The sequence below is a fragment of the Micromonospora cabrerizensis genome (genome assembly GCF_022230955.1).
Classification (GTDB): Bacteria; Actinomycetota; Actinomycetes; order Mycobacteriales; family Micromonosporaceae; genus Micromonospora; species Micromonospora cabrerizensis.
Window position 1 is genome coordinate 1 of the sequence record NZ_JAKKFI010000043.1, and the last position, 20,606, is coordinate 20,606.

15 protein-coding genes are annotated in these 20,606 nt (G+C 69.1%); 6 read left to right on the forward strand and 9 right to left on the reverse strand.

The window, feature by feature from the left end:
• Nucleotides 1-51: 51 nt before the first annotated feature.
• From LADH09A_RS04350 to LADH09A_RS04365, 4 genes are read right to left on the reverse strand one after another with little or no spacing between them, the layout of a single operon-like run.
• Entirely contained in the window at nt 52-1,275 is a 1,224-nt protein-coding gene (locus LADH09A_RS04350; RefSeq protein ID WP_238643425.1) for a mandelate racemase/muconate lactonizing enzyme family protein, read from the reverse strand.
• A 1-nt stretch (nt 1,276) separates the two neighbouring features.
• Nucleotides 1,277-2,104: a carbohydrate ABC transporter permease gene (locus LADH09A_RS04355; protein ID WP_238643426.1), complete on the reverse strand. Its 828-nt coding sequence runs from the start codon at nt 2,102-2,104 to the stop codon at nt 1,277-1,279.
• Entirely contained in the window at nt 2,104-3,078 is a 975-nt protein-coding gene (locus LADH09A_RS04360) for a carbohydrate ABC transporter permease (protein WP_238643427.1), read from the reverse strand. The genes LADH09A_RS04355 and LADH09A_RS04360 overlap by 1 nt, the downstream gene beginning before the upstream one ends.
• A gap of 10 nt (nt 3,079-3,088) precedes the next feature.
• Complete coding sequence (locus tag LADH09A_RS04365) at nt 3,089-4,354, reverse strand: ABC transporter substrate-binding protein (RefSeq protein ID WP_238643428.1); 1,266 nt, start codon at nt 4,352-4,354, stop codon at nt 3,089-3,091.
• Nucleotides 4,355-4,500: 146 nt separating this feature from the next.
• On the opposite strand from LADH09A_RS04365, the gene LADH09A_RS04370 reads away from it, so the two are divergent.
• Nucleotides 4,501-5,271, forward strand: a complete 771-nt coding sequence (locus LADH09A_RS04370) for a FadR/GntR family transcriptional regulator (protein ID WP_238643429.1) — start codon at nt 4,501-4,503, stop codon at nt 5,269-5,271.
• A gap of 77 nt (nt 5,272-5,348) precedes the next feature.
• Here the strand turns inward: LADH09A_RS04370 and LADH09A_RS04375 are convergent, their stop codons facing one another.
• From LADH09A_RS04375 to LADH09A_RS04385, 3 genes are all read right to left on the reverse strand, one after another.
• On the reverse strand, nt 5,349-6,734 hold the full coding sequence (locus tag LADH09A_RS04375; protein WP_238643430.1) for an RICIN domain-containing protein: 1,386 nt from the start codon (nt 6,732-6,734) through the stop codon (nt 5,349-5,351).
• Nucleotides 6,735-7,177: 443 nt separating this feature from the next.
• On the reverse strand, nt 7,178-8,644 hold the full coding sequence (locus LADH09A_RS04380; RefSeq protein ID WP_372492222.1) for an endo-1,4-beta-xylanase: 1,467 nt from the start codon (nt 8,642-8,644) through the stop codon (nt 7,178-7,180).
• Nucleotides 8,645-9,099: 455 nt separating this feature from the next.
• On the reverse strand, nt 9,100-10,107 hold the full coding sequence (locus tag LADH09A_RS04385) for a PaaX family transcriptional regulator (protein WP_238643431.1): 1,008 nt from the start codon (nt 10,105-10,107) through the stop codon (nt 9,100-9,102).
• 263 nt (nt 10,108-10,370) lie between these two features.
• Here LADH09A_RS04385 and LADH09A_RS04390 point away from each other — a divergent pair, with 263 nt between their 5' ends.
• Complete coding sequence (locus tag LADH09A_RS04390; RefSeq protein ID WP_238643432.1) at nt 10,371-11,690, forward strand: extracellular catalytic domain type 1 short-chain-length polyhydroxyalkanoate depolymerase; 1,320 nt, start codon at nt 10,371-10,373, stop codon at nt 11,688-11,690.
• A 211-nt stretch (nt 11,691-11,901) separates the two neighbouring features.
• On the opposite strand, the gene LADH09A_RS04395 is transcribed toward LADH09A_RS04390, so the two are convergent.
• Both LADH09A_RS04395 and LADH09A_RS04400 read right to left on the reverse strand, forming a co-directional pair.
• Complete coding sequence (locus tag LADH09A_RS04395; RefSeq protein ID WP_238643433.1) at nt 11,902-13,386, reverse strand: arabinofuranosidase catalytic domain-containing protein; 1,485 nt, start codon at nt 13,384-13,386, stop codon at nt 11,902-11,904.
• A 284-nt stretch (nt 13,387-13,670) separates the two neighbouring features.
• Nucleotides 13,671-15,506: an RICIN domain-containing protein gene (locus LADH09A_RS04400; protein WP_238643434.1), complete on the reverse strand. Its 1,836-nt coding sequence runs from the start codon at nt 15,504-15,506 to the stop codon at nt 13,671-13,673.
• Between the two features lie 298 nt (nt 15,507-15,804).
• Between LADH09A_RS04400 and LADH09A_RS04405 the strand changes: the two genes are divergently transcribed.
• From LADH09A_RS04405 to LADH09A_RS04420, 4 genes are read left to right on the forward strand one after another with little or no spacing between them, the layout of a single operon-like run.
• Nucleotides 15,805-17,043 (forward strand): sugar ABC transporter substrate-binding protein, encoded by a 1,239-nt coding sequence (locus LADH09A_RS04405; RefSeq protein WP_238643435.1) that lies wholly within the window; start codon nt 15,805-15,807, stop codon nt 17,041-17,043.
• A 28-nt stretch (nt 17,044-17,071) separates the two neighbouring features.
• Entirely contained in the window at nt 17,072-18,034 is a 963-nt protein-coding gene (locus LADH09A_RS04410) for a carbohydrate ABC transporter permease (protein WP_238643436.1), read from the forward strand.
• Nucleotides 18,031-18,855 (forward strand): carbohydrate ABC transporter permease, encoded by an 825-nt coding sequence (locus LADH09A_RS04415; RefSeq protein ID WP_238643437.1) that lies wholly within the window; start codon nt 18,031-18,033, stop codon nt 18,853-18,855. Before LADH09A_RS04410 ends, LADH09A_RS04415 begins: the two co-directional genes overlap by 4 nt.
• A gap of 32 nt (nt 18,856-18,887) precedes the next feature.
• Nucleotides 18,888-20,600, forward strand: coding sequence for an amylo-alpha-1,6-glucosidase (locus LADH09A_RS04420; protein ID WP_238643438.1), 1,713 nt, complete (start codon nt 18,888-18,890; stop codon nt 20,598-20,600).
• Nucleotides 20,601-20,606: the final 6 nt, after the last annotated feature.

A 20,606-nucleotide genomic window follows, 5' to 3' on the forward strand; every position in this document is an offset into this window, starting at 1 on the left:
GGTGCACCGCCGCGGCGGTGCACCCACGCTCCCGTTGATGTGGTGGTCAGCTCAGTGCCGCGCGGTGGGCGCCACGTCGTTGTGCGAGTTCAGCGAAACGATGGGCACCTGGGGGCCGGGGATGATGCCGTCGACCCCGGCCAGCAGCCGACGGCCGGCCCGCTCGGGCCGGACGTTGGGGCTGTCGGCCGTCTGCGCCTGCGGGCGGCGGTTGGCGGCCCGGATCAGCTCCTCGTCGACCCGGACGCCCAGCCCGGGTGAGTCGCCGAGGACGAAGGCACCATCCTCGACGTGCAGGTCGATGGAGACCCCGACCGGTCGGTGAAGGTCCTGCAACTCGCTGGTCAGGTGGTTCGGCACCGAGGTCGCGGCGTGCAGCAGCCCGACCGGGCTGTTGCCGATCGGGCTGACCGGCAGGTCGTGGGCGTGTGCCAGGGCGGACGTCCGCAGGAAGTGGGTGACCCCCCAGACAGCGGCCATCTGGACGACGTCGACCGCGCCGGCGGCGATCAGCGGGCGGTACTGCTCGAGCCCGGTGAGGTTCTCCCCGGTGGCGACCGACGCACACACTCCTCGGCTCACCGCGGCGTGGCCCTCGGCGTCCCAGCGTCGGACGGGCTCCTCGATCCAGATGAGGTCCAGGCTGCGTTCGAGTTCGCAGACGTGCCGAACGGCCTGCTTTCGGGTCCACGCCTCGTTCACGTCGAGCATCAGACCCGGCCGGCGACCGTGGCCGGCCTCGGTCAGGACGTCCCTGACCAGGCCGAGTCGGTGCCGGTCGCGCTCGATGTCGAGGCCACCCTTGAGCTTGGCGGCCCGCAGACCGTGGCTGGCGTAGACCTCGTACTCGGAGACGAGCTCGTCGTCGGTCAGCCCGATGTCCAGGCCGGAAGCGTAGGCGGGAACCCGCCGGTCGCGTCCGCCCAGCAGCCGCCACAACGGCTCGCCTGCGGCCTGCGCCTTGATGTCCCAGAGCGCGGTGTCGAGAGCACCGATGGTGCCGAACACCGGGCCGGCGTGGCCCGCCTTGAAGGTGTGCCGCAACATGCGGTCGTAGAGGGTCGTCACCGCGCGCGGGTCCTCGCCCTCGATGGCGGCGAAGACCCGCTCGATCTCGACGTGCGGCCCGAGGCCGATTCCCGAGATGCCCTCGTCGGTGTCGACGACGACGATCGAGACCGGGACCACCCCGTCGGCGAAGACGCCGTTGGCATCGCCGACCGGCCGCCCCCATTCCTGGACCGTGGTGAGCGTCCGATATCCCGTGATGCGCATGTCAACCCTTCGTGGAACCGGCGGCTACACCGTCGGCAATTTGGCGCTGGAGGAACAGGTAGACCAACAGGACGGGTATGGCGGCGATCAGCACCCCGGAGGCGAAGGTGGGGATGTTGTCGGAGTACTGCCCGCGCAACGAGGTCACCCCGATCATCAGCGTCCGGTGCTCGGCCGAGGGCATCATCACCAGCGCCATGAGGACGTCGTTCCAGCAGAACAGGGCGTTGAGGATGCCGACCGACAGCAGCGCCGGGGTGCCCAGCGGCAGCATGATCCGGCGGTACACGCCGTACACGGTGCTGCCGTCAATCCGCGCGGCGTCGACGATCTCTGGCGGGATGCCCTTGTAGTAACTCGTCATGAGAAAGACCGTGAAGGGCAGGAACTGGGCCACGTAGACCAGGATCAGGCCCGGGTACGTGTCGATGAGCGCGGTGTCGGCCATGATCCGGGCGAGCGGCACCATGATCACCTGGAACGGGATGAAGAGCCCCGCGAGGCAACCCAGGAACAGCGCCGACGAGCCGCGGAACCGCAGTTGGCTCAGGGCGAAGCCGGCCATCGATCCGAACAGCAGCAGCAGGAACACCGACACCGTCACCACGAACAGCGAGTTGACGAAGTAGCGGCCCATGCCGACGCTGGTCCACGCCGTGCTGATGTTCTCCCAGCGTAGGGCGTCGGTCAGGCCGAACCGGTCGAGGATGTAGTCACGCCGGGTCTTCATCGCGACGTTGGCGGTGAACAGCAGGGGGTAGATCGTCGCCAGGGCGAGCAGCGACATGGGGATGGCGATCAGCCACCGTCCCAGGCGGAGGCGAGACATCAGTCCTCCTTTCCGGAACGTTCGAGCAGCTTGATCTGCAACAGCCCCACCACAAGCATGATCATGAAGAGGATCGTCGAGGCCGCCGACGCGAGAGCCGGACGGTTCATCTGGCCCTGCTGCTTCCAGATGTAGAACTCCGGTAGGTACGTCGACCCCTCCGGGCCGCCGCTGGTCATGATGTAGAGGAGGCCGAACATCGAGGTCAGCATCCCGATCATCGTGGTCACGAAGACGAACTGGATGGTGCGCGAGAGGGCCGGGACGATCACGTGCCAGACCACCTGGCGCAGCGACGCCCCGTCCACCCGGGCCGCGTCCAGCAGCGCGGGGTCCAGCGTGGCGAAGCCGGCGAGGAACACCACCAGGGCCATCCCGAAGGTGGCCCAGATGTGCACGCCGACCACCATGAACATCGCGATGTCCGGGTCACCGAGCCAGTCGATCGGATCGACACCGACCGAGGAGAGGACGGCGTTGAGGGGGCCGTCGAAGGCGAGCAGCAGGTTGAAGATCGCACCGACGATGACCGGTGAGAGCACCGCGGGAAAGAAGTAGACGCTGCGGTAGAAGCGGTGACCCGGCACCCGCAGGTAGATGAACGTCGCGAGCAGCCCGGGGATCGCCACCGCCACCGGCAGCAGCAGCACCAGCAGCCCGACGTTCTTCAGCGCGGTCTGGAACAGCGGGTCGGCGAAGAGCTCGCGATAGTTGCCGAAACCGACAGCCGTCCCGTTCTGCGCGCCGTCGCCGGTGAAGGAGAAGTTGACGCCGAGGATCAGCGGGTAGAGCCGCAGCAGCACGATGATCAGGACGGCCGGAAGGACCAGGATGTAGGGGGCGTAGCGCTCGGCCCCCAGGCCACCACGGGTGCGACGGGGTCGTGTGCCGCTCCGATGCGTGGCGGGGGTGACCGCCGCCCCGCCGGCCCGCCCGGCCGAAGCCGGACGGACCGACGGTTGCGTGTTTCCCATTGGCACGAGGTCAGCCCGCCTGGTCGGAAGCGGCCAACTGCTTCACCACCTCGTCGACGGTGATCGACCCGCTGAGCAGTTGCTGGGAGAGGCGCCCCATCAGGTCCAGCGTCTTCGAGGAGAGCGCCACGTGCAGGGCGGGCTTGCCGCTCTTCAGCTCGCTGACGAGCGTGGCGACGGCCGGCCCGGCCTGCGACACGTCGATGGTGGTGTCGGCGGCGATCGCGCCGGCGTCGGCGTAGAAGGCCTTCAACGCGTCGGCCGAACTCAGGGAGCGCACCAGGTCGGCGGCCACCTTCGGGTCCTTGGTCCACTTGGCGACCGCGTAGCCGATGCCACCGTCGTACGGGAGGCTCGGGGTGGTGCCGGCGGTGACGACCGGGGCCTTCATGACGCCGAGCTTCTCCGGGGTGAGGAACTCGTTGAAGTCCTGCCAGTGCCCCACGTCCGACATGAGACCCATGACGTGCGCGGCCTTACCGGACTGGAAGAGGGCGAAGGAGTCGTTGAACATGGCGGTCGAGTTGGCCCCGTCGCTGTTCATCTTCTTGTCGCCGGTCTCCTTCCAGGTCTGGAAGACCCGCTTGACGTTTGCCGAGTTCCAGTCGCGCTTGCCGGTGATCCAGGCGTCGTACTCCGCGGCGGTGAGGGTGGTCGAGCCCATGCTGGAGAGCCAGAACTGGATGCCGACGCCCTCCTTGTTGCCGAGGGCGAAGCACTTGGAGCCGGCCTTGGCGATGGCGGCGCAGTCGGCGGTGAACTTGTCCCAGGTGGTGGCCGGGCTCGCCGGGTCGAGGTTCGCCTTCTGGTAGATCGCCTTGTTGTAGTAGATCGGGTAACCCTGGAGCGTCACCGGGGCGGCGTAGGTCTTGCCGTCCTTGCCGAACGCCTCCCAGCCGGCCAACCGCTGCCTGTCCTCGGCCACGTAGTCGTCGAGCGGCACCAACGCGTCCACCCGGTCGCGGATCTGGCCACCACCGTTGAACAGCATGACGTCCGGGCCCTTGCCGGACTGGATGGCCGCACCGAGCAGCGTGTAGTACTGGTCGAAGGGCTGCGCGACGAACTCGACAGTGACGTCGGGGTGCTTCTTCTTGAAGTCGGCCTTCGCCTTGTCCAGATACGATTTGGCGAACGGCTCGCCGGACTTCCAGTCCCACACCACCAACTTGCTGTCCGACCCACCGCTGGACTTGCCCGAGTCGCTGGCACTTCCGCAGCCGGTCAGGGCCAGTCCCACAACGAGGACGGCCGACCATATTGCGCGCTGTCTCATCAGTTGTTCCCTCTGAACGTGGGGTGGCCGACGGACAGGCCGCCATGCCAATGTTGATCGGAAAGTAACTCGTATGACGTGTGACGTCAATACTCGGCCGTAGACTGGTGCGGACGTCGTGCCACGGCGAGTCATTCGGAGGGGACATGACGCCAGCGCAGGAGACAGCCCTGAACAATCCGGTGACCCCGGCGTGGGTGCGTCGACCGACCAACCTCGCCAGGGCGGTCACCGCCGAACTCGTGCAACGCATCGTCCGTGGCGTACACCCGTCCGGCACGTCCCTGCCTCCCGAACCGATCCTCTGCGAGACCTTCTCCGTGAGCCGGACCGTCGTCCGGGAAGCCGTCAAGATCCTTCAGGAGAAGGGGTTGGTGCAGGTCCGTCAGGGCGCCGGCACCATGGTCACCCCACCGTCACACTGGGACATGCTCGACGAGCTCGTCCTCGCGGCCACCATCGCCGAGGACGACAGCCTCGCCATCCTCGACGACCTCGTCGTCACCCGGCGGGTGCTGGAGTCGGACATGGCGAACGTCGCCGCCCGCCTCGCCGACGACGAGACCGTCGACCGGCTGCGGGCCATGGTGGACCGGATGGACGAACTCGTCGACGACCACGTCACGTACCACGACCACGACCGGGCCTTCCACGACACGATCATGCAGGCATCCGGCAACCGCATCGCCCGCGGCGTCGTGCGGGCACTGGAGAGCCAGGTCATCAACACCGCGCGCTACATGGGCCGCACCGAACGCTCGCTGTGCGTGGCATCCAACAAGGGCCACCGACGCATCTACGAGCGCATCGCCGCCCACGACTCCGAGGGCGCCGCCGAGGCGATGTTCACCCACATCACCGAGGCCTGGCTGGTCCGCCGCAGCGGCTCGGGCAAGCCGGTACGTCTCCAACGCTGAGGGCGGCAGCGCCCGCTCCGTGAAACCGGAGCAGGCGCCACCGCCCATGTCAGCGCCGACCGGGCCGGCGACCGGGGTCAGGAGAACTGCGCGAAGAACCTCCAGATCTCACCCTTGGTCCAGGTCGTGATGCCGCTCTCGGCGTAGGTGCCGTCCACCGGGCCGGGCATGTGACCGTTGTCGTACGCGGCCCACTGCACGGGGTAACCGGACCGGCAGCCCGAGTAGGTGGTCGTGATGTGGGTGCGGCTGCCCGCGCCCGGCTCGGGCGGGTTCTGCGCCGCACAGCCGTTGTTGCGGACGAACGTGTCCCGCAACGACCGCCCCTGACCGATGCTCAGGACGTTGTCCGAGATGCCGTGCAGCCCGAAGTACGCGATGGGCTGCGTGCCGCCGCTGCACCCGCTGATCTGCCCGCCGGAGATGACCGCGACGGCCCGGAAGACGGTGGGCCGTGCGCAGGCGAGGGCATAGCTCATGCCGCCACCCCAGCTGAAGCCGAGGGCGAAGCGCTGCCTCGGGTTGACGCAGAGGCTGCTCTCGATCCGGGTGATCATGTCATCGACGAAGGTGATGTCCTCACCGCCGGCGTTGCCCCAACCGTTGCCGAACCCCTGGGGTGCGACCAGGATCGCGCTGTTGTTCGACTGCTCCTGCTGCCCGTAGTAGGACCACGGGGTCCCGCTGGTGCCGCCGGAGGAGATGTCCTGCATGGTGCCGCCGCGCCAGTGGAACGCGAAGATCAGCCGATACGGGTTGCTGTTGTTGTAGTTGGTGGGCACCCGCAGGATGAAGGTACGGCTCTTGCCGTTGGTCTGGATCGTGTGCGTGCCGCTGGAGAGCGTCGGCGCCTTGCCGCACCCGCTACCACCCGTCGGCGGCGGGTTGCCGCTGTCCGTGGGGACGAGTTGCCACTGCTGGTTGCTGCCACCCCAGTCGGCGTACTGCACGATGTTGCCACCGTCGGCCGTGGAGGCTCCCTGCACCTCGACGGCCTTGTTGCTGTTGCGGTTGATCAGCCGGACGTGGCCGCCGTCGGAGTCGGCCAGCCGGAACTGCTGGTTCGTCCCGTTGAGGTCGGCCCACTGCACGATCGCGCCGCCGTCGGCGGTGGAGAAACCGCTGACGTCGAGCACCTTGCCCGAGTGCCGGGACTTCAGTCGGTAGAAGCCGCCCCCGGAATCGACGAACTGCCACTGCTGGTTCGCGCCGTTGTTCCGGGTCCACTGGCTGACCCGTGCGCCGTCGTTGGTGGCCGAGCCGTACAGGTCCAGTGCCTTGCCGCTGTTGCGGTTGACGAGGACGTACCAGGCGTTGGTGTCCACGGTCGCCGCCGACGCGGGGGCCGCGTTGACCGCGACGAGCGCGGTGGCCGCCATGACCGCGGCCGCCGCTGCGGCCAACCCTGACCGCCAGCGACGTCTCCGTGGAGAGGCGGGACGAGCCTCACCGATGGCCTTCATGGTCCACTCCTTCGATCGGGGTCATCCGCAAGCAGGACGCACGCGGGTGCCCTGGCGTGTGTGCCGGCGTCTGGTGGTGGCGTCAGCACGTCTGGGGGGATGGGTGCGGGGGGATGCGGCCACCGGCGCACGTCCTCGGCCACGACACGGACCGACCGTGCAGCAGGCCCGCGCCGACTGCCCGGTGCGCATCCGGCTCCCGGAAGCCAGGTGGTCCGCGGGTGAAAATTAGCGCCTTAGACGTCATACGTCAAACGATTGCGGTCGATAGCTGACGGCTGTTCCGCACGTTGCCGTCGACACGCCGGCCCGGTTGCGCAGCGGTCGACGCGGGTCGGTCGACGGCGACCGGAGGCCGCGCCGGTGGCACCTCGACCCGGGGATCCAGGCGGCCCGCCCGGCTGGGCGAACCGCCTGCGTAACCACCTACGACGTGGCGGTCACTATCCGATGCGGACCAGCTGCCACTGTTGGTTGTTGCCGCCCCAGTCGGCGTACTGGACAACGTTCCCACCGTCGGCGGTGGACGCGCCCTGCACCTCGACGGCCTTGTTGCTGTTGCGGTTGATCAGACGCACGTAGCCATCGGCCGAATTGGCGAGTCGGAACTGCTGGTTCGTGCCGTTGAGGTCGGACCACTGCACGATCGCGCCGCCGTCGGCGGTGGAGAAGCCGCTGACGTCGAGCACCTTGCTGGAGTTGCGGGACTTCACCCGGTAGTAGCCGCTCCCGGAGTCCACGAACTGCCACTGCTGGTTCACCCCGTTGTTGCGCGACCACTGACTGATCCGCGCCCCGTCGCTGGTGGCCGAGGCGTACACGTCCAACGCCTTGCCACTGTTCCGGTTGATCAACACGTACCAGGCGCTGGTGTCCACTCCGGAGCCCGGAGGGGGCGTGGTGGGTGGCGTCGAGCCGCCGTTGAGGGCGTCCAGGACGGCGGTGTACGCGGCCTTTTTGTTGCCGTTGCAGTCGAACAGCAGAGCGTTGTCCGACCCACGCCACGAGTCGCAGTCGCGTACGCCCCACGTGGTGATGCCCGTGCAGCGCGACACGGCCAGGCAGGCGCGGGTGACGGCGCCGAAGATGCTGGCCTGGTTGCCGCCGGTCATCACGTCCAGCTCGGTGATCTGCACGTCCACGCCAAGGTCGGCGAAACGCTGCAGATTGGCCTGGTAGTCACCGGCCAACGAGGTGCCCAGGTGCGACTGGAACCCCACACAGTCGATCGGCACACCACGCGACTTGAAGTCACGCACCATGTTGTAGATGCCGGTCGACTTCGCGTTGATCCCGTCGGTGTTGTAGTCGTTGTAACACAACTTCGCACCCGGATCCGCCGCCCGCGCAGCGCGGAAGGCCGCCTCGATCCAGTCGTTACCCGTGCGCTGCAGGTTCGAGTCACGACGCGCCCCCGACCCACCGTCGGCGAACGCCTCGTTCACCACGTCCCACGAATGGATCTTGCCCCGGTAGTGCGTCGCGACCTGCGTGACGTGGTTGATCGCCGCGTTCCGCAACGCGCTACCGGACATGCCCTGCGCCCAACCCGGCTGCTGTGCGTGCCACAGCAGCGTGTGACCCCGCACGCTCATCCCGTTGGCCTGCGCATGGCTGACCAGACGATCACCACCGGAGTGGTTGAACTGGCCCTGCTGCGGCTCGTTGGATGCCCACTTCATCTCGTTCTCGGCCACGACACTGTTGAACTCACGGTTCAGGATGGTCGTGTACGCGCCGGTGGACAGCTTGCCCGTCGCGACAGCGGCACCGAAGTAGCGGCCCTTCTCCGCTGCCGCCGCCTTCAGGGTCGTGCCAGCGGCTGCTGCGGGGTTCAGCGCCACGGTCATACCGGTGGTGAGGGCGACGGCGAGGGTCGCCGCCGCCAGCATCTTTCTCATGGGCTTCATGTCGTTCCTTTTCAGTGGTTGCATCGGTGGTGGTGATGTGCCACTTCGCTCGGGACAGATGATCGGGACGGCCATCCTGGCCGCCAGGCGTCAGCGCGCCCGGTCCGAGAGGGCCCGCCGGCATCTGCCGGGTCCCGAGGTGACGTCCGCATGCCCTGGGGACGTCGCGATCGGAGGTACGACCCGTGCGGCTCGCCCGGTGAGCCACCACAACGATCGGCCTCTATATCGAGAGTGAGCGATAACATGTCGATCGTCAAGACGTAACGAGCCGTTCACGCCGATCTGCCGGAACGCCGCGTTTCGCCCGGTACCAACCGGCCCGCAGCAGCCGTGCTCAGCCAGCACGCGACCAGCGGACGAGCCGCGGAGCCGCTCCGCCGGGGTGCTGCCGCACGGCGACGCTGTTATCGCTCACAGTCGTCAGCCGAGGACGTACGCCGGCTCCTGGTGGTTCACGGACACCCGGTGGCCGGGCTGCCCGGTGCCGACTGCGCCGGGTCCGCGTCGGCGCGCAGCCCGGCGAGGATGTCGGCGGTGGTGTGCGCCTCGATGCCGGGCGCGACGGCGTCGGTGAAACGCGCGACGACCGCCCGTACGTGTCGTTCCGCGGGTATGGCGAGTCCGTCGTAGACGGCCGCGAACAACTCCCGTGCCGGCCGCCTGAGCCACCCGTCCGGGAGGAGTTCCACGGGCAGTTGCGGGTCGAGGACGGGAAAGCGGCGGAAGGTGTCCATGATCTCGGTACGGGCCCGCACCGCGGCAGCTCCCTCGACCGCCCCGGACGCCACCGGAGACACCAGCGGCGTCCAGCGCCGGAGGAACTCCTCGTAGCCGCGCCTGATCGCCTCGATGTCCCAGGCCTCGATCGGGGCACGGTGTCCGGCCGAGTCGAGCGGGACCTGCCGTCCGCGGAACACCGAGACGGCACCGTCGGTGAGCTGGTCGAGCTGAGCCCGAGCGGGAGCGGCCAGCTCTCGGGGCGAGATCCACAACCCGTCGTACAACGGCGCGTATCCGAGCCAGCGGAGCTGGGCGCGCAGGGCCCGCCGCTGCGTGCTCAGCCCCTGGGGCAGCGAGAAGGCGACGACCGTCCAGCACCCGTCCCACGCTGCCGCAGCGATGGTGGAGGTGATGATCCAGTGGCCGCCGGCGGAGAGGTTGGCGGCGGCGGCCCGGCTGAGCCGGTAGGAGCTGCGCCGCCCCAGTCGACTGCCCTCCAGGACGCCGCGTCGGGCCAGCCGGCTGATCGCGGTACGCGCCCCGGCCGTGGTCACGCCGGTCTCGGCCAGCAGCGCCACGATGGCGGCGGACGGGAGGGCCGCCCGAGTCCGCAGGGTGTAGTCCGCCAGCAGGGTCACCGCGACGCCCTGGGGCGAGTTGCCCGCCTGCCGCCGGGGCAGTCGCAGTGGCCGGTCTCCGTCGTCCGGATAGATCTCGTCGATGTCGAACGGGCTTGCCACAGGCGCTCCGTGCTCCGCAGGGACGGTGTGCCGACTGTAGACGGGCCGCCGTCGAGCCGGGCCGCGGAGGCCGGCATCGATAGAGACACGTCGATTGACACTTGTCGGTCCCGGGGGAACACTAATTGCCACACGATGCCGTCCGGAGCCGGGCAGGGCGAGCCACAGACAGCGGGCATCGCGCGATCATCCGCGGGGGTCGGGCGCACCCGCGGACCGCGCAGCCAATCCCAGCCCGCACAGGCAACCGAAGGAGTCGTTCGTTGAGAACCAGAAGGAAACTGCTGCTCGCCCTCGCCCTGGCCCTGGTGGCTGCCGGCTTGGTGGTCCCCGCGGTCCGGCCCGCGTACGCGGCGTCGCTGACCGAGGTGACGAGCTTCGGCGACAACCCGGGCCGGATGCGCATGCACGTCTACGTGCCGGACAACCGCCCGGCCAGGCCGGCCACCGTGGTGGCCATGCACGGCTGCGGCGGGTCCGGCCCCGGCTTCTACTCCGGGAGCGAGTTCGCCAGCCTCGCCGACCGGTACGGGTTCATCGTGATCTACCCGTCCGCGACCCAGCAGGCCGGGTTCGGCAACTGCTTCGACGTCTGGTCGGACGCGGCCAAGCGCCGCGGCGGTGGCAGCGACCCGGTGTCGATCGTCTCGATGGTCCGGCACGTCCAACAGCAGTACGCCGCCGACCCGGACCGGGTCTACGCCACCGGCAGCTCGTCCGGCGGCATGATGACCAACCACATGCTGGCCCTGTACCCCGACCTGTTCAAGGCCGGCGCTGCGTTCATGGGGGTGCCGTACAACTGCTTCGCCAACGCGGCGGACTTCCCACCCACCAGCAGCCAGTGCACCGGCGGCACCATGAACCGGACCCCGCAGCAGTGGGGTGACGCGGTGCGTCAGGCACACCCCGGCCATTCCGGCCCCCGCCCGCGCGTGCAGCTGTGGCACGGCACCAACGACACCCTCGTGCCGTACTCGCTGTTGACCGAGACGATCGAGCAGTGGACCAACGTGTTCGGGCTGAGCCAGACACCGACCTCCACCGACACGCCCCAGGCCAACTGGAACCGGCGGAGGTACGCCGACACCAGCGGCACCGTCCAGGTCGAGGCGTACAGCATCCAGGGCGCCGGGCACAGCCTGCCCTCCGGCGGCATGGCCGCGTCCGCCATCCAGTTCTTCGGCCTGACCGACCCGACCACGCCGCCGCCGAGCACGCCGCCGCCGACCACACCTCCCCCGACCACGCCTCCCCCGGCGTCCGGCGGCTGCGGTGTGGCCGTCGCCATCAACGCCTGGAACACCGGTCTGACCGAGAACATCACCGTCACCAACACCGGCACCACCGCCGTCAACGGCTGGTCCCTGGTCTTCACCCTGCCCGCCGGGCAGACCATCACCTCAGGTTGGAACGCCTCCTACTCCCCGAACTCCGGGCTGGTGACAGCCAGGAACGTCGCCTACAACGCCGGCATCCCCGCCAACGGGTCGGTGACGATCGGCTTCCAGGCCACGCACTCCGGTAACACCGCCAAGCCCAGCGCGGTCACCCTCAACGGCGCGTCCTGCACGGTCGCCTGAGACGAGGTCGCCGCGACGAGACCGTGCACCGGTCACCACGACCCCGCGAGGTCTCACGCCAGGGCATATGCGCGGAGAGCCCATATACCTGTGAGTCATATTTATGCCTCACAGGTATATGGCTCTCCGGCACGTCCGAGCCGGTGGCGCGGGCCCGACGCCCGCGCCACCGACCAGTGGTGACCGGCGCACGGTTGGCGCGCCGCCAGGGTCAGCGGTAACCGGCGGTCACCACGTTGGCCTGCACCGCGTTCTCGGTGGCGTCGGACGGATAGCCGGCGACCATGGCCCCCTCGTAGAAGGTGCCGGCGCTCAGGTTCGCGCCGCCGTCAGGCTTGCAGCAGTCGCCACCACTGCCCAGGATGATCGCGCCCTGCTTCTTCATCGGGCTGTATCCCGGCGGGAGCGAGCCGTCCCAGAGCGTGTAGAGGCTGCCGGACTGGGCGTTGCTGCCCTTGATGGCGAAGCGACTCACGCCGTTGTTCTTGAGTGTCGCGGTCACGAACTTGCTGGGGAAGGCACGCTGGTTCGGGTTCCAGGAGCTGCTCCCGCCGGGGAAGAGGCCCCACTCCAGGTCGGCCTGCACCCAGGGGCCGGTGCCCGAGCAGCCGCCGAACCAGCACTGCGTGCCGAAGTTGATGGCGTCCATCGCCCCGGCGGCGTCGGCCTTCCTCGTCGTCTCGCTGTTGCCGTAGTCGAAACAGCAGCCGCTGTTGACGTGCGTGCCGCTGGTCACCATGTACATGCCCTCGGGAGCCGCACCGGTCGGCACTCCGGTCAGGTGACCGTCGCGCCAGTAGCTGTTGCCGGGGTTGATGTAGAGCGAGTACGCCTTGTTGCCGCCCACCGTCAGCGACTCCGACGTCGCGGTCGCCGGCCGGCTCTGCGGTGAGCCCGGCACCACGCTCGACCCCTGGTACCAGAGGTCGTTGCCACGCCCGGACTGGTCGAAGACGACGGTGATCACGCAGGTCGTTCCGCTGCAGAACGAGTCCTGCGTCGCCGCGTTGGCGGTGCCACCCGTGCCGGTGAGCCCGATGTTGCGGGTCGTGTTGTCCGACGAGCGCCGGACCTGGTAGAGGTTGCCGGCGTACGCCTCGTAGAGCGCCCGCGTCGTGCTGTGGGCCGCGATGCACGGGGTGCCGCCGGAGGCGTAGATGTCGCACGGGCGCGCACCGGTCGGCGGGGTGGTCGGAGGCGGGGTGGTCGGCGAGGCCCACTGTTGGTTGGTGCCGCCGTTGCAAGCCCAGAGGATGATCTTCGTGCCGTTCGCGGTGGCGGCGGCGTTGGCGTCGAGGCAGAGCCCGGACTGCACGCCGGTGATGGTGCCGTTGGTGTTGACGTTCCACTGCTGGTTGTTCTGACCGTTGCAGTCCCAGATGATCGCCTGGGTGCCGTTGGTGGTGCCCCGGCCGGAGGCGTCGAGGCACTTGTTGCCGTACACCTGGAGTTGTCTGGTCGACGTCCAGGTCCAGGTCTGGCCGGCGGCGCCGTTGCAGTCCCACAGTTGTGTCTGGGTGCCGTTGGTGGTGCTGGAGTTGGGCACTTCGAGGCAGCGGCCGGACGCCGTACCGGTGATCGGGGTGCTCTGCCCCGGCTCGATGGCAGCGGCCAGCGGTGCCACAGCGGCTGCCTCGGCGGTCGGCGAGGGGGCACCGGGGGTGGCGCCGATGCCGACGAGGACACCGACCAGCACGCCGGCCAGGGCGGTCAGGCTTCGGGCGCGATGACGCCTCGGAATGAGATCGGGGGCTGTACCTGGCCCACCGGGGGACGGGGTTCGCACGAGGTTGCTCCTCGAAGGTCGGGAGAGCGCGGGGGATTGTCGACGTGCCAGGGCGGTGGTCGCGGCGGCGGTGCTGGCGAATCGATTCGCAGCGAATCGTATGACCTTTGTTGAATTCATGTCAATAAATGTGTGGCTCTGGTGACGCGCTGGCCGGCGGGCCGACGGCCAGCGCATCACCTCCCCCGAGACGCCTACCGGCCCAGGACCCGCCACGTCTGGTTCAACGGGCTGCCCTGACCGGCTCCGACGCAGGTCCACTGGTGGACCGGTGCGCGCGCGGCCGTGGAGACAGTGCTGACGTCGACGCACTTTCCGCTGTGCCGGGCGACGAGTTGGTAGTCGTGCGAGTCGTTGCCCGAGTAGGTCACCTTGCGCAGGGTGAACTGCTGGTTGGTGCCGTTCAGGCAGGTCCACTGGTGTACGGCCGCGCCGTCGGCGGTGGACACGCCACTGACGTCGAGGCACTTGCCGCTCTGCTGGTTGACCACCGTGTAGGTGTTGGCGACCCCGGCGACCGGACGGAAGTTCCAGAGCTGCTGATCACCACCCTCGCAGTGGAACTGCTGCTGGACGGTGCCGTCGACGGTGCTCAGGTTGGGGTTGTCCAGGCACTGCTGCGAGTGCTGGGCCACCGCCACGGACTGGAAGCTGCCGTCCGACGGCGGCAACAGGGTGACCGTGTAGGTGTCGGTCTGGTTGGTGTACGGCAGGGTCACGGTGACGTTGGTGCCGGACACGCCGACCACGCTGTTCGAGACGGTGACCGGCCCCTGCACGGCGCCGCCGCCGTTGTGCGGAATGCGCTGGGTGAGCACCCGGACCTGGTTGTTCTGCACGATGCCGCTGGTGGTGTCCAGGCGTTGCAGGTTGACGGTCAGGTTCCCGGTGGTACGACCACCGCCGATGAGCACCTTCGCCACGCCGGCTGCCTTCGTGGCGTACGCGTCGTAGGACTGGCTGGGGGTCACCGCGGCGATCTGCCCGGTCTGGGAGGCGTAGTAGCGGTAGGCCCACCACTCGCCCTTGGGCTGGTGCTGGCCCGCCGAGTTGCGGATCAGCAGGTTGCCGAGGTCGTTGTGCAGGCTGCCGCCGCTGGCCCAGTTCGCCCGGAGGCCGTCCGCCCGGGCCCGCTCCAGGCGCGCGATGTACCAGGCGCCGTCGGCCGGGTTCTGCTCGTCGGGGGCACCGTACTCGTTGATCTGGTACGGCCGCGGGTGGGCGATGCCGCGCGGGTCGAGCGTGGCGTTGGCGGCGGCGACGTTGGCGACCGGGTCCCCCGGCAGCGAGTGCCAGCTGATGATGTCCGGCACCGTGTTGGTCGAGCGGACGAAGTCCAGGTACTGGTTCCAGAAGGTGTGTGACGTCGACGGCACGCAGGCGCAACTCGGCCCGACGATGAGCTGGCTGGGGAACTCCGCTCGAAGGCGCTGGTAGGTGCGGCGCCACAGTTCGAGGTACTGCGAGATCGGGCGGTTCCAGAAGATGGTGATGTTGGGTTCGTTCCAGATGTCCCACTGCACGGACAGCCCGGACGCCCGTACGTCGCTGACGAGGCGGGTCAGGAAGGTGTCGTAGTCGGTCCAGTTGCCGTTGTCGCCGGGGAAGCGGGAGATGCCGGCACCGTCGGCGCCCCAGAGGTCGTGCGGCAGGATGATGAACTGCCCGCCGAGGGCGGTGGTCCGACGAGCCTGGGCGAGGGTGGAGTTCCACCGCCGGTCGTAGGTGCCACCGACCCAGCCGCTGCCGGGAAGCTGCGCGCCACCGGCGCGCATGTACTGGAACTTGACGTCTCGGTAGAAGTGGTCGGCCGGGCCGCTGGCGTTCTCGGTCATGCCGTAGATCCAGCCGGACGCACGGTAGGTCGGCGTGCCGCTGGTGGTGGAGAAGTCGACGCTGATCGACTCGTTGGCTGCCTGGGCCGGGGACGGGACAACGGTTACGGCGGCAGCGGCGGCGAGCAGGCCGACCACGAGTCGGGCGACGAGCGCACGGGCGCGGTCTGACCTGCCGCGGGACGGGGTTTTCACGGGCGGCTCCTTGGTGGGGCGCGGGGGACGCTCTCCGGAGGCAGCACTTGCGAATCGATTCGCACGGATCGTAGGACCGGGAACTGATCTGTGTCAATGAAGTGAAGATGCGATGAAGCTGGCGTTTCCGCTCTCACTCCGGATGCGTCGGCCGATCCCTTGACCCGTAGGCGCGGCCAGACCTATCTTCGGGCGAACCGATTCGGCGAATCGGTTCGCCTCATGGTCGGACTGGGTCCGGCCCGCGACGGTCAACCCGCACACCCCACCTGACGATCGACTTGAAGTGAGGCACCACATGACAGGACTCAGTCGTCGGCGGCGCCTGGCCGCCATCGTCGTGACAGCGCTCGCCGCGGCGGCGGGCAGCGCCTGCTCGTCGTCCGCCGACGACCCCGCCGGCGGCGGCGCGTACGTCGTCTGGGACCCGTACCCGCAGTTCGCCGACGACTCCGACTGGGTCGCGCTGCTCAAGAAGTGCGGCACCTCCGCCGGTGCGACGGTCGAGCGAACCGGCTACGACACCACCGACCTGACCAACAAGGCGCTGCTCGCCGCCCAGCAGGGAAACTCGCCGGACGTGCTGATCGTGGACAACCCGGTGATCTCGACACTGGCCGAGGCCGGCGCTCTCACCACCACCGACGACAACAAGCTGGACGTCTCGGCCATGGAGAAGAACCTGCTCGGCGCCGGCCAGAGCGAGGGCAGGACGTACGGGGTGCCGATCGGGGCGAACACCCTGGCCCTCTACTACAACAAGGATCTGCTGACCGCCGCCGGCGTCGACCCGGCCACGATCACGGACTGGACGTCCCTGAGCGCGGCGCTGACCACGGTCAAGGCCAAGGGGAAGAAGGGCATCACGTTCTCGGCGATCGGCACCGAGGAGGGCAGCTTCCAGTTCCTGCCCTGGTTCTGGGGATCGGGAGCCCAACTGACCGCTCTGGACTCGCCACAGGCGGTGTCCGCGCTGACGCTCTGGACGGACTGGCTCAAGCAGGGCCACGCCCCCAACTCCGTCATCAACAACACCCAGACCACGAGCTGGCAGGAGTTCGCCACCGGCGACTACGCGTTCGCCGAGAACGGCACCTGGCAGCTGGCCAACGCGGAGAAGCTCGGCTTCTCGTACGGCACCATCGCGATCCCGGCCAGCGCGGGCGGCCCGGCCCCCGCGCCCACCGGCGGTGAGTTCGTCTCCATCCCGGTGCAGAAGAACACCGGCCGGTACGAGACGTCGCAGAAGCTCGTCACCTGCCTGACCAACGCCGACAACCTCCTCACCACCGACACCACGCTCTCCTACGTCGCGCCCGTCGCCGCGGTCCAGGATCGGCAGGCCGCCGCGGACCCCAAGCTCACGGTGTGGGTCGAGGCGGTCCGAGCCGCCAAGGGCCGCACCGGTGACAACCTCGGCACGAGGTACCCGAAGATCTCCGAGGCGCTGTGGACCGCGGTGCAGGCGGCGCTCAGCGGCGGGAAGTCACCGCGCGAGGCGCTGAGCGCCGCGCAGGCCGCCGCCACGACCAGGTGAGCACAGCCGAACCGACACCATGCCCCCGATGACACAGAGCTCCACCACCGCACGAGACCGGGGTGAGGCGGCGAAGACCGCCCCACCCGGGTCTCCCCCGTCCCGTGTCCGCCGGCCCAACCGATGGCTGGCGTGGGGCTTCCTGGCACCCGTGACCATCTACCTGTTGGCCTTCTACGCCTACCCGCTCTACCGCAACGTCGAGCTGAGCCTGCGCGAGTACACCGTCCGCTCGTTCGTGCAGGGCGGCGCACCCTTCGCCGGCCTGGACAACTACCGGACCGTGCTGACCGACGCGACCTTCGGCCCGACGCTGGCACACACCGTGGTCTTCACCGCCGCATCGCTCGCCTTCCAGTTCACCATCGGCATGGCCCTGGCCCTCTTCTTCCACCAGCACTTCCCGCTGTCGGGAACGCTGCGGGCGTTGATCCTCGTACCGTGGCTGCTGCCCCTGATCGTGTCGGCGTCGACCTGGTCGTGGCTGCTCAACAGCGACTCGGGGCTGGTCAACGCGGCGCTCGGTGTCGTCGGCGTCGACCCGGTCAACTGGCTCACCTCGCCGGGCTGGTCGCTCACCTCGGTGATCATCGCGAACATCTGGATCGGCATCCCGTTCAACCTGGTGGTGCTCCACAGCGGCCTACAGGCGATCCCCACCGAGATGTACGAGGCGTCCGCGCTCGACGGCGCGACCGGGTGGCAGCGGTTCTGGTCGATCACCTTCCCGTTGCTACGCCCCGTCTCCGCCATCACGCTGCTGCTGGGGCTGGTCTACACGCTGAAGGTCTTCGACATCATCTGGATCATGACCCGAGGCGGGCCGACCGGTTCCTCGGCCACGCTCGCCACCTGGTCGTACCGCCTCGGCTTCGGCAACCTGCTGCCCGAGTTCGGCCCGGGCGCGGCCGTCGGCAACCTGCTCATCGTGATGGCCCTGATCGCCGGGCTCGTCTACATCCGGATCGAGCGAAGGCAGCAGCTGCGATGACCACGTCAACACCCCGGGCCTGGTGGAAGACCGGTGTCGGCCTGGTGCTGACCGGGCTGATGCTCTTCCCCGTCTACTGGATGATCAACGTGTCGTTCACCCGGGACCAGGACATGCGGGCCACTCCCCCGCACCTGTTCCCCACCAACGGCACCCTGGACGGCTACCGCGCGGTGCTCGACCAGCAACTGCCGTACCTCGGAACCAGCTTCCTGGTCGGCCTCGGCACGGTGGTGCTGACCGTGGCGCTGGCCGCCCCCGCCGGCTACGCGCTGGCGAAGCTCCGGCCGCCCGGCGGGCCGGCGCTGAGCTTCGTGCTGCTGATCGCGCAGATGATCCCGGGAATCATCATGGCGATGGGCTTCTACGCCATCTTTCTCACCCTCGGCGTCCTGAACACGCTGCCCGGCCTGATCCTGGCCGACACGACACTCGCGGTGCCGTTCGGCGTACTGATCTTCACGGCCTTCATGTCCGGAATTCCCGACGAGCTGCTCCAGGCCGCCGTGGTCGACGGCGCGGGACGGCTGCGCACCTTCTGGTCGGTCGTCCTGCCGGTGAGTCGCAACTCGATCGTCACGGTGTCGCTGTTCGCGTTCCTGTGGTCCTGGTCGGACTTCATCTTCGCCTCGACCCTCGCCGGCGGCGGCGACCACCAGCCGATCACCCTCGGCATCTACCACTACATCGGCAACAACAACCAACAGTGGAACGCCATCATGGCCACCGCCGTCGTCGCGTCCGTCCCGGCCGCCGTGCTGCTGATCCTGGCCCAGCGGTACGTCTCGATGGGCGTGACCGCCGGCGCCGTCAAGGACTGACCACCCGCACCACAGAAAGGCACCCGCCACCCATGACCGTCGCCCCGCCCGGTCCGGAGTTCGCAATCCAGGACATCCCCTTCAGCTACCGCGGATCCTGGTTCAACATCTCCCCGGTGGTAGCCGAGAAGACGTACGCCGACGACCTGCACCTGGTCTCCCACCAGACCGGGCTGCATCCCGTGCTGCGCCTGGCCCCCACGGCCCCCGGCACCACTGTGGTCGCCACACCCACGCTGCTGACCTGGCGCGACGGCGCCGGCCGGATCGAGGCCGTCTACGACGGAACGGACACCCTGCGGATCCGGGGCCGAGGGCTCGGTCTGCGGGTGGCCGCGGCCGCGCGCACCCTCACACCGTTCAGCGGCACCTACCTGTACCTGGACCCGCTCGACGGGTCACACGTGTTCACCTCGTACGAGACGGGTCGCCGCTACCGGGTCACGGTGCTCTCCGGCGCTCTGGCGCGGACCGATGGGGCGGAGGCGCTCGGCACCGCCGACCGGTCACTGGACCTCCCAGGTGACCAGCCGTGGGAGATCGCCATCGAGGAGTACGCGACCGCCCGCCGCCCGTACGCCGGATCGGTCGCCTTCGAGCGGTTGTGCCGGGACCGGATCGCGGAGTTCGCCGCGTTCGTCGACGCGGTCGCGCCGTGGCGCGGCGCGGAGACACCGGCCGCCGAGCTGGCCGCGTACGTCCTGTGGTCGGCCACCGTCGCCCCGGCGGGCTTCGTCACCCGACCGGCGGTCCTGATGTCCAAGCACTGGATGGACAAGGTGTGGAGCTGGGACCACTGCTTCAACGCGATCGCCCTGGCCGCCGGTGAGCCGGAGCTGGCCTGGCATCAGTTCCACCTGCCCTTCGACCACCAGGACGAGGCCGGCGCGCTGCCCGACTCGGTCACCCATTCCGAGGTCCTGCACAACTACGTCAAGCCCCCCATCCACGGCTGGGCCCTGCGACACCTGCGCCGACGGCTCCCCCAGCCACCGGACCGGGCCGCGCTGACGCAGACGTACGACCGGCTGGCCCGCTGGACCCGGTTCTGGCTCGACGCGCGTCGAGCCCCCGGCCAGGACCTGCCCCACTACCAGCACGGCAACGACAGCGGCTGGGACAACGCGACGACCTTCGACACCGACCGGGTGCTCCAGACAGCCGACCTCGCCGCGTTCCTGGTCTCGCAGCTCCGCTGCCTCGCGGACCTCGCCACCGAGCTGGGCGAGCCGGCCGACCCGTGGTCGCGGGAGGCCGACCGGATCTGCGCGGCCCTGCTCCGGGACCTGTGGGACGGCGAACGCTTCAACGCCCGCAACCCCGGCACCGGGCGACGCAGGGCCAGCCGTAGCCTGCTCGACCTGATGCCCATCGCACTCGGGGCCGACCTGCCGGCACCGGTCGCCGACGCGCTGGCGCGGGGGGTCGAAACCCACCTGACCACGCACGGGCTGGCCACCGAACCGACCGATTCGGCCCACTACGTCGCCGACGGCTACTGGCGCGGCCCGATCTGGGCACCCTCCACCGTCCTGGTCGAGGACGGTCTGCGGCGGGCCGGCCAGAGCCGGATGGCCGACGACATCAGCCGACGATTCCTGGCGCTGTGCGAGAAGTCCGGGTTCGCGGAGAACTTCGACGCCGAGACCGGGGCCGGGCTCCGGGACCGCGCGTACACCTGGACTGCCAGCAGCTATCTCATCCTCGCCGCCGCGCAGGAGGAACGGCGGGCCGCGGGCGGCTGACCGGGT

Coding starts and splice junctions, on each gene's coding strand:
- LADH09A_RS04350 (WP_238643425.1), bottom strand. CDS start 1,275: ATGCGCATCACGGGATATCGGACGCTCACCACGGTCCAGGAATGGGGG.
- LADH09A_RS04355 (WP_238643426.1), bottom strand. CDS start 2,104: ATGTCTCGCCTCCGCCTGGGACGGTGGCTGATCGCCATCCCCATGTCG.
- LADH09A_RS04360 (WP_238643427.1), bottom strand. CDS start 3,078: ATGGGAAACACGCAACCGTCGGTCCGTCCGGCTTCGGCCGGGCGGGCC.
- LADH09A_RS04365 (WP_238643428.1), bottom strand. CDS start 4,354: ATGAGACAGCGCGCAATATGGTCGGCCGTCCTCGTTGTGGGACTGGCC.
- LADH09A_RS04370 (WP_238643429.1), top strand. CDS start 4,501: ATGACGCCAGCGCAGGAGACAGCCCTGAACAATCCGGTGACCCCGGCG.
- LADH09A_RS04375 (WP_238643430.1), bottom strand. CDS start 6,734: ATGAAGGCCATCGGTGAGGCTCGTCCCGCCTCTCCACGGAGACGTCGC.
- LADH09A_RS04380 (WP_372492222.1), bottom strand. CDS start 8,644: ATGAAGCCCATGAGAAAGATGCTGGCGGCGGCGACCCTCGCCGTCGCC.
- LADH09A_RS04405 (WP_238643435.1), top strand. CDS start 15,805: ATGACAGGACTCAGTCGTCGGCGGCGCCTGGCCGCCATCGTCGTGACA.
- LADH09A_RS04410 (WP_238643436.1), top strand. CDS start 17,072: ATGACACAGAGCTCCACCACCGCACGAGACCGGGGTGAGGCGGCGAAG.
- LADH09A_RS04415 (WP_238643437.1), top strand. CDS start 18,031: ATGACCACGTCAACACCCCGGGCCTGGTGGAAGACCGGTGTCGGCCTG.
- LADH09A_RS04420 (WP_238643438.1), top strand. CDS start 18,888: ATGACCGTCGCCCCGCCCGGTCCGGAGTTCGCAATCCAGGACATCCCC.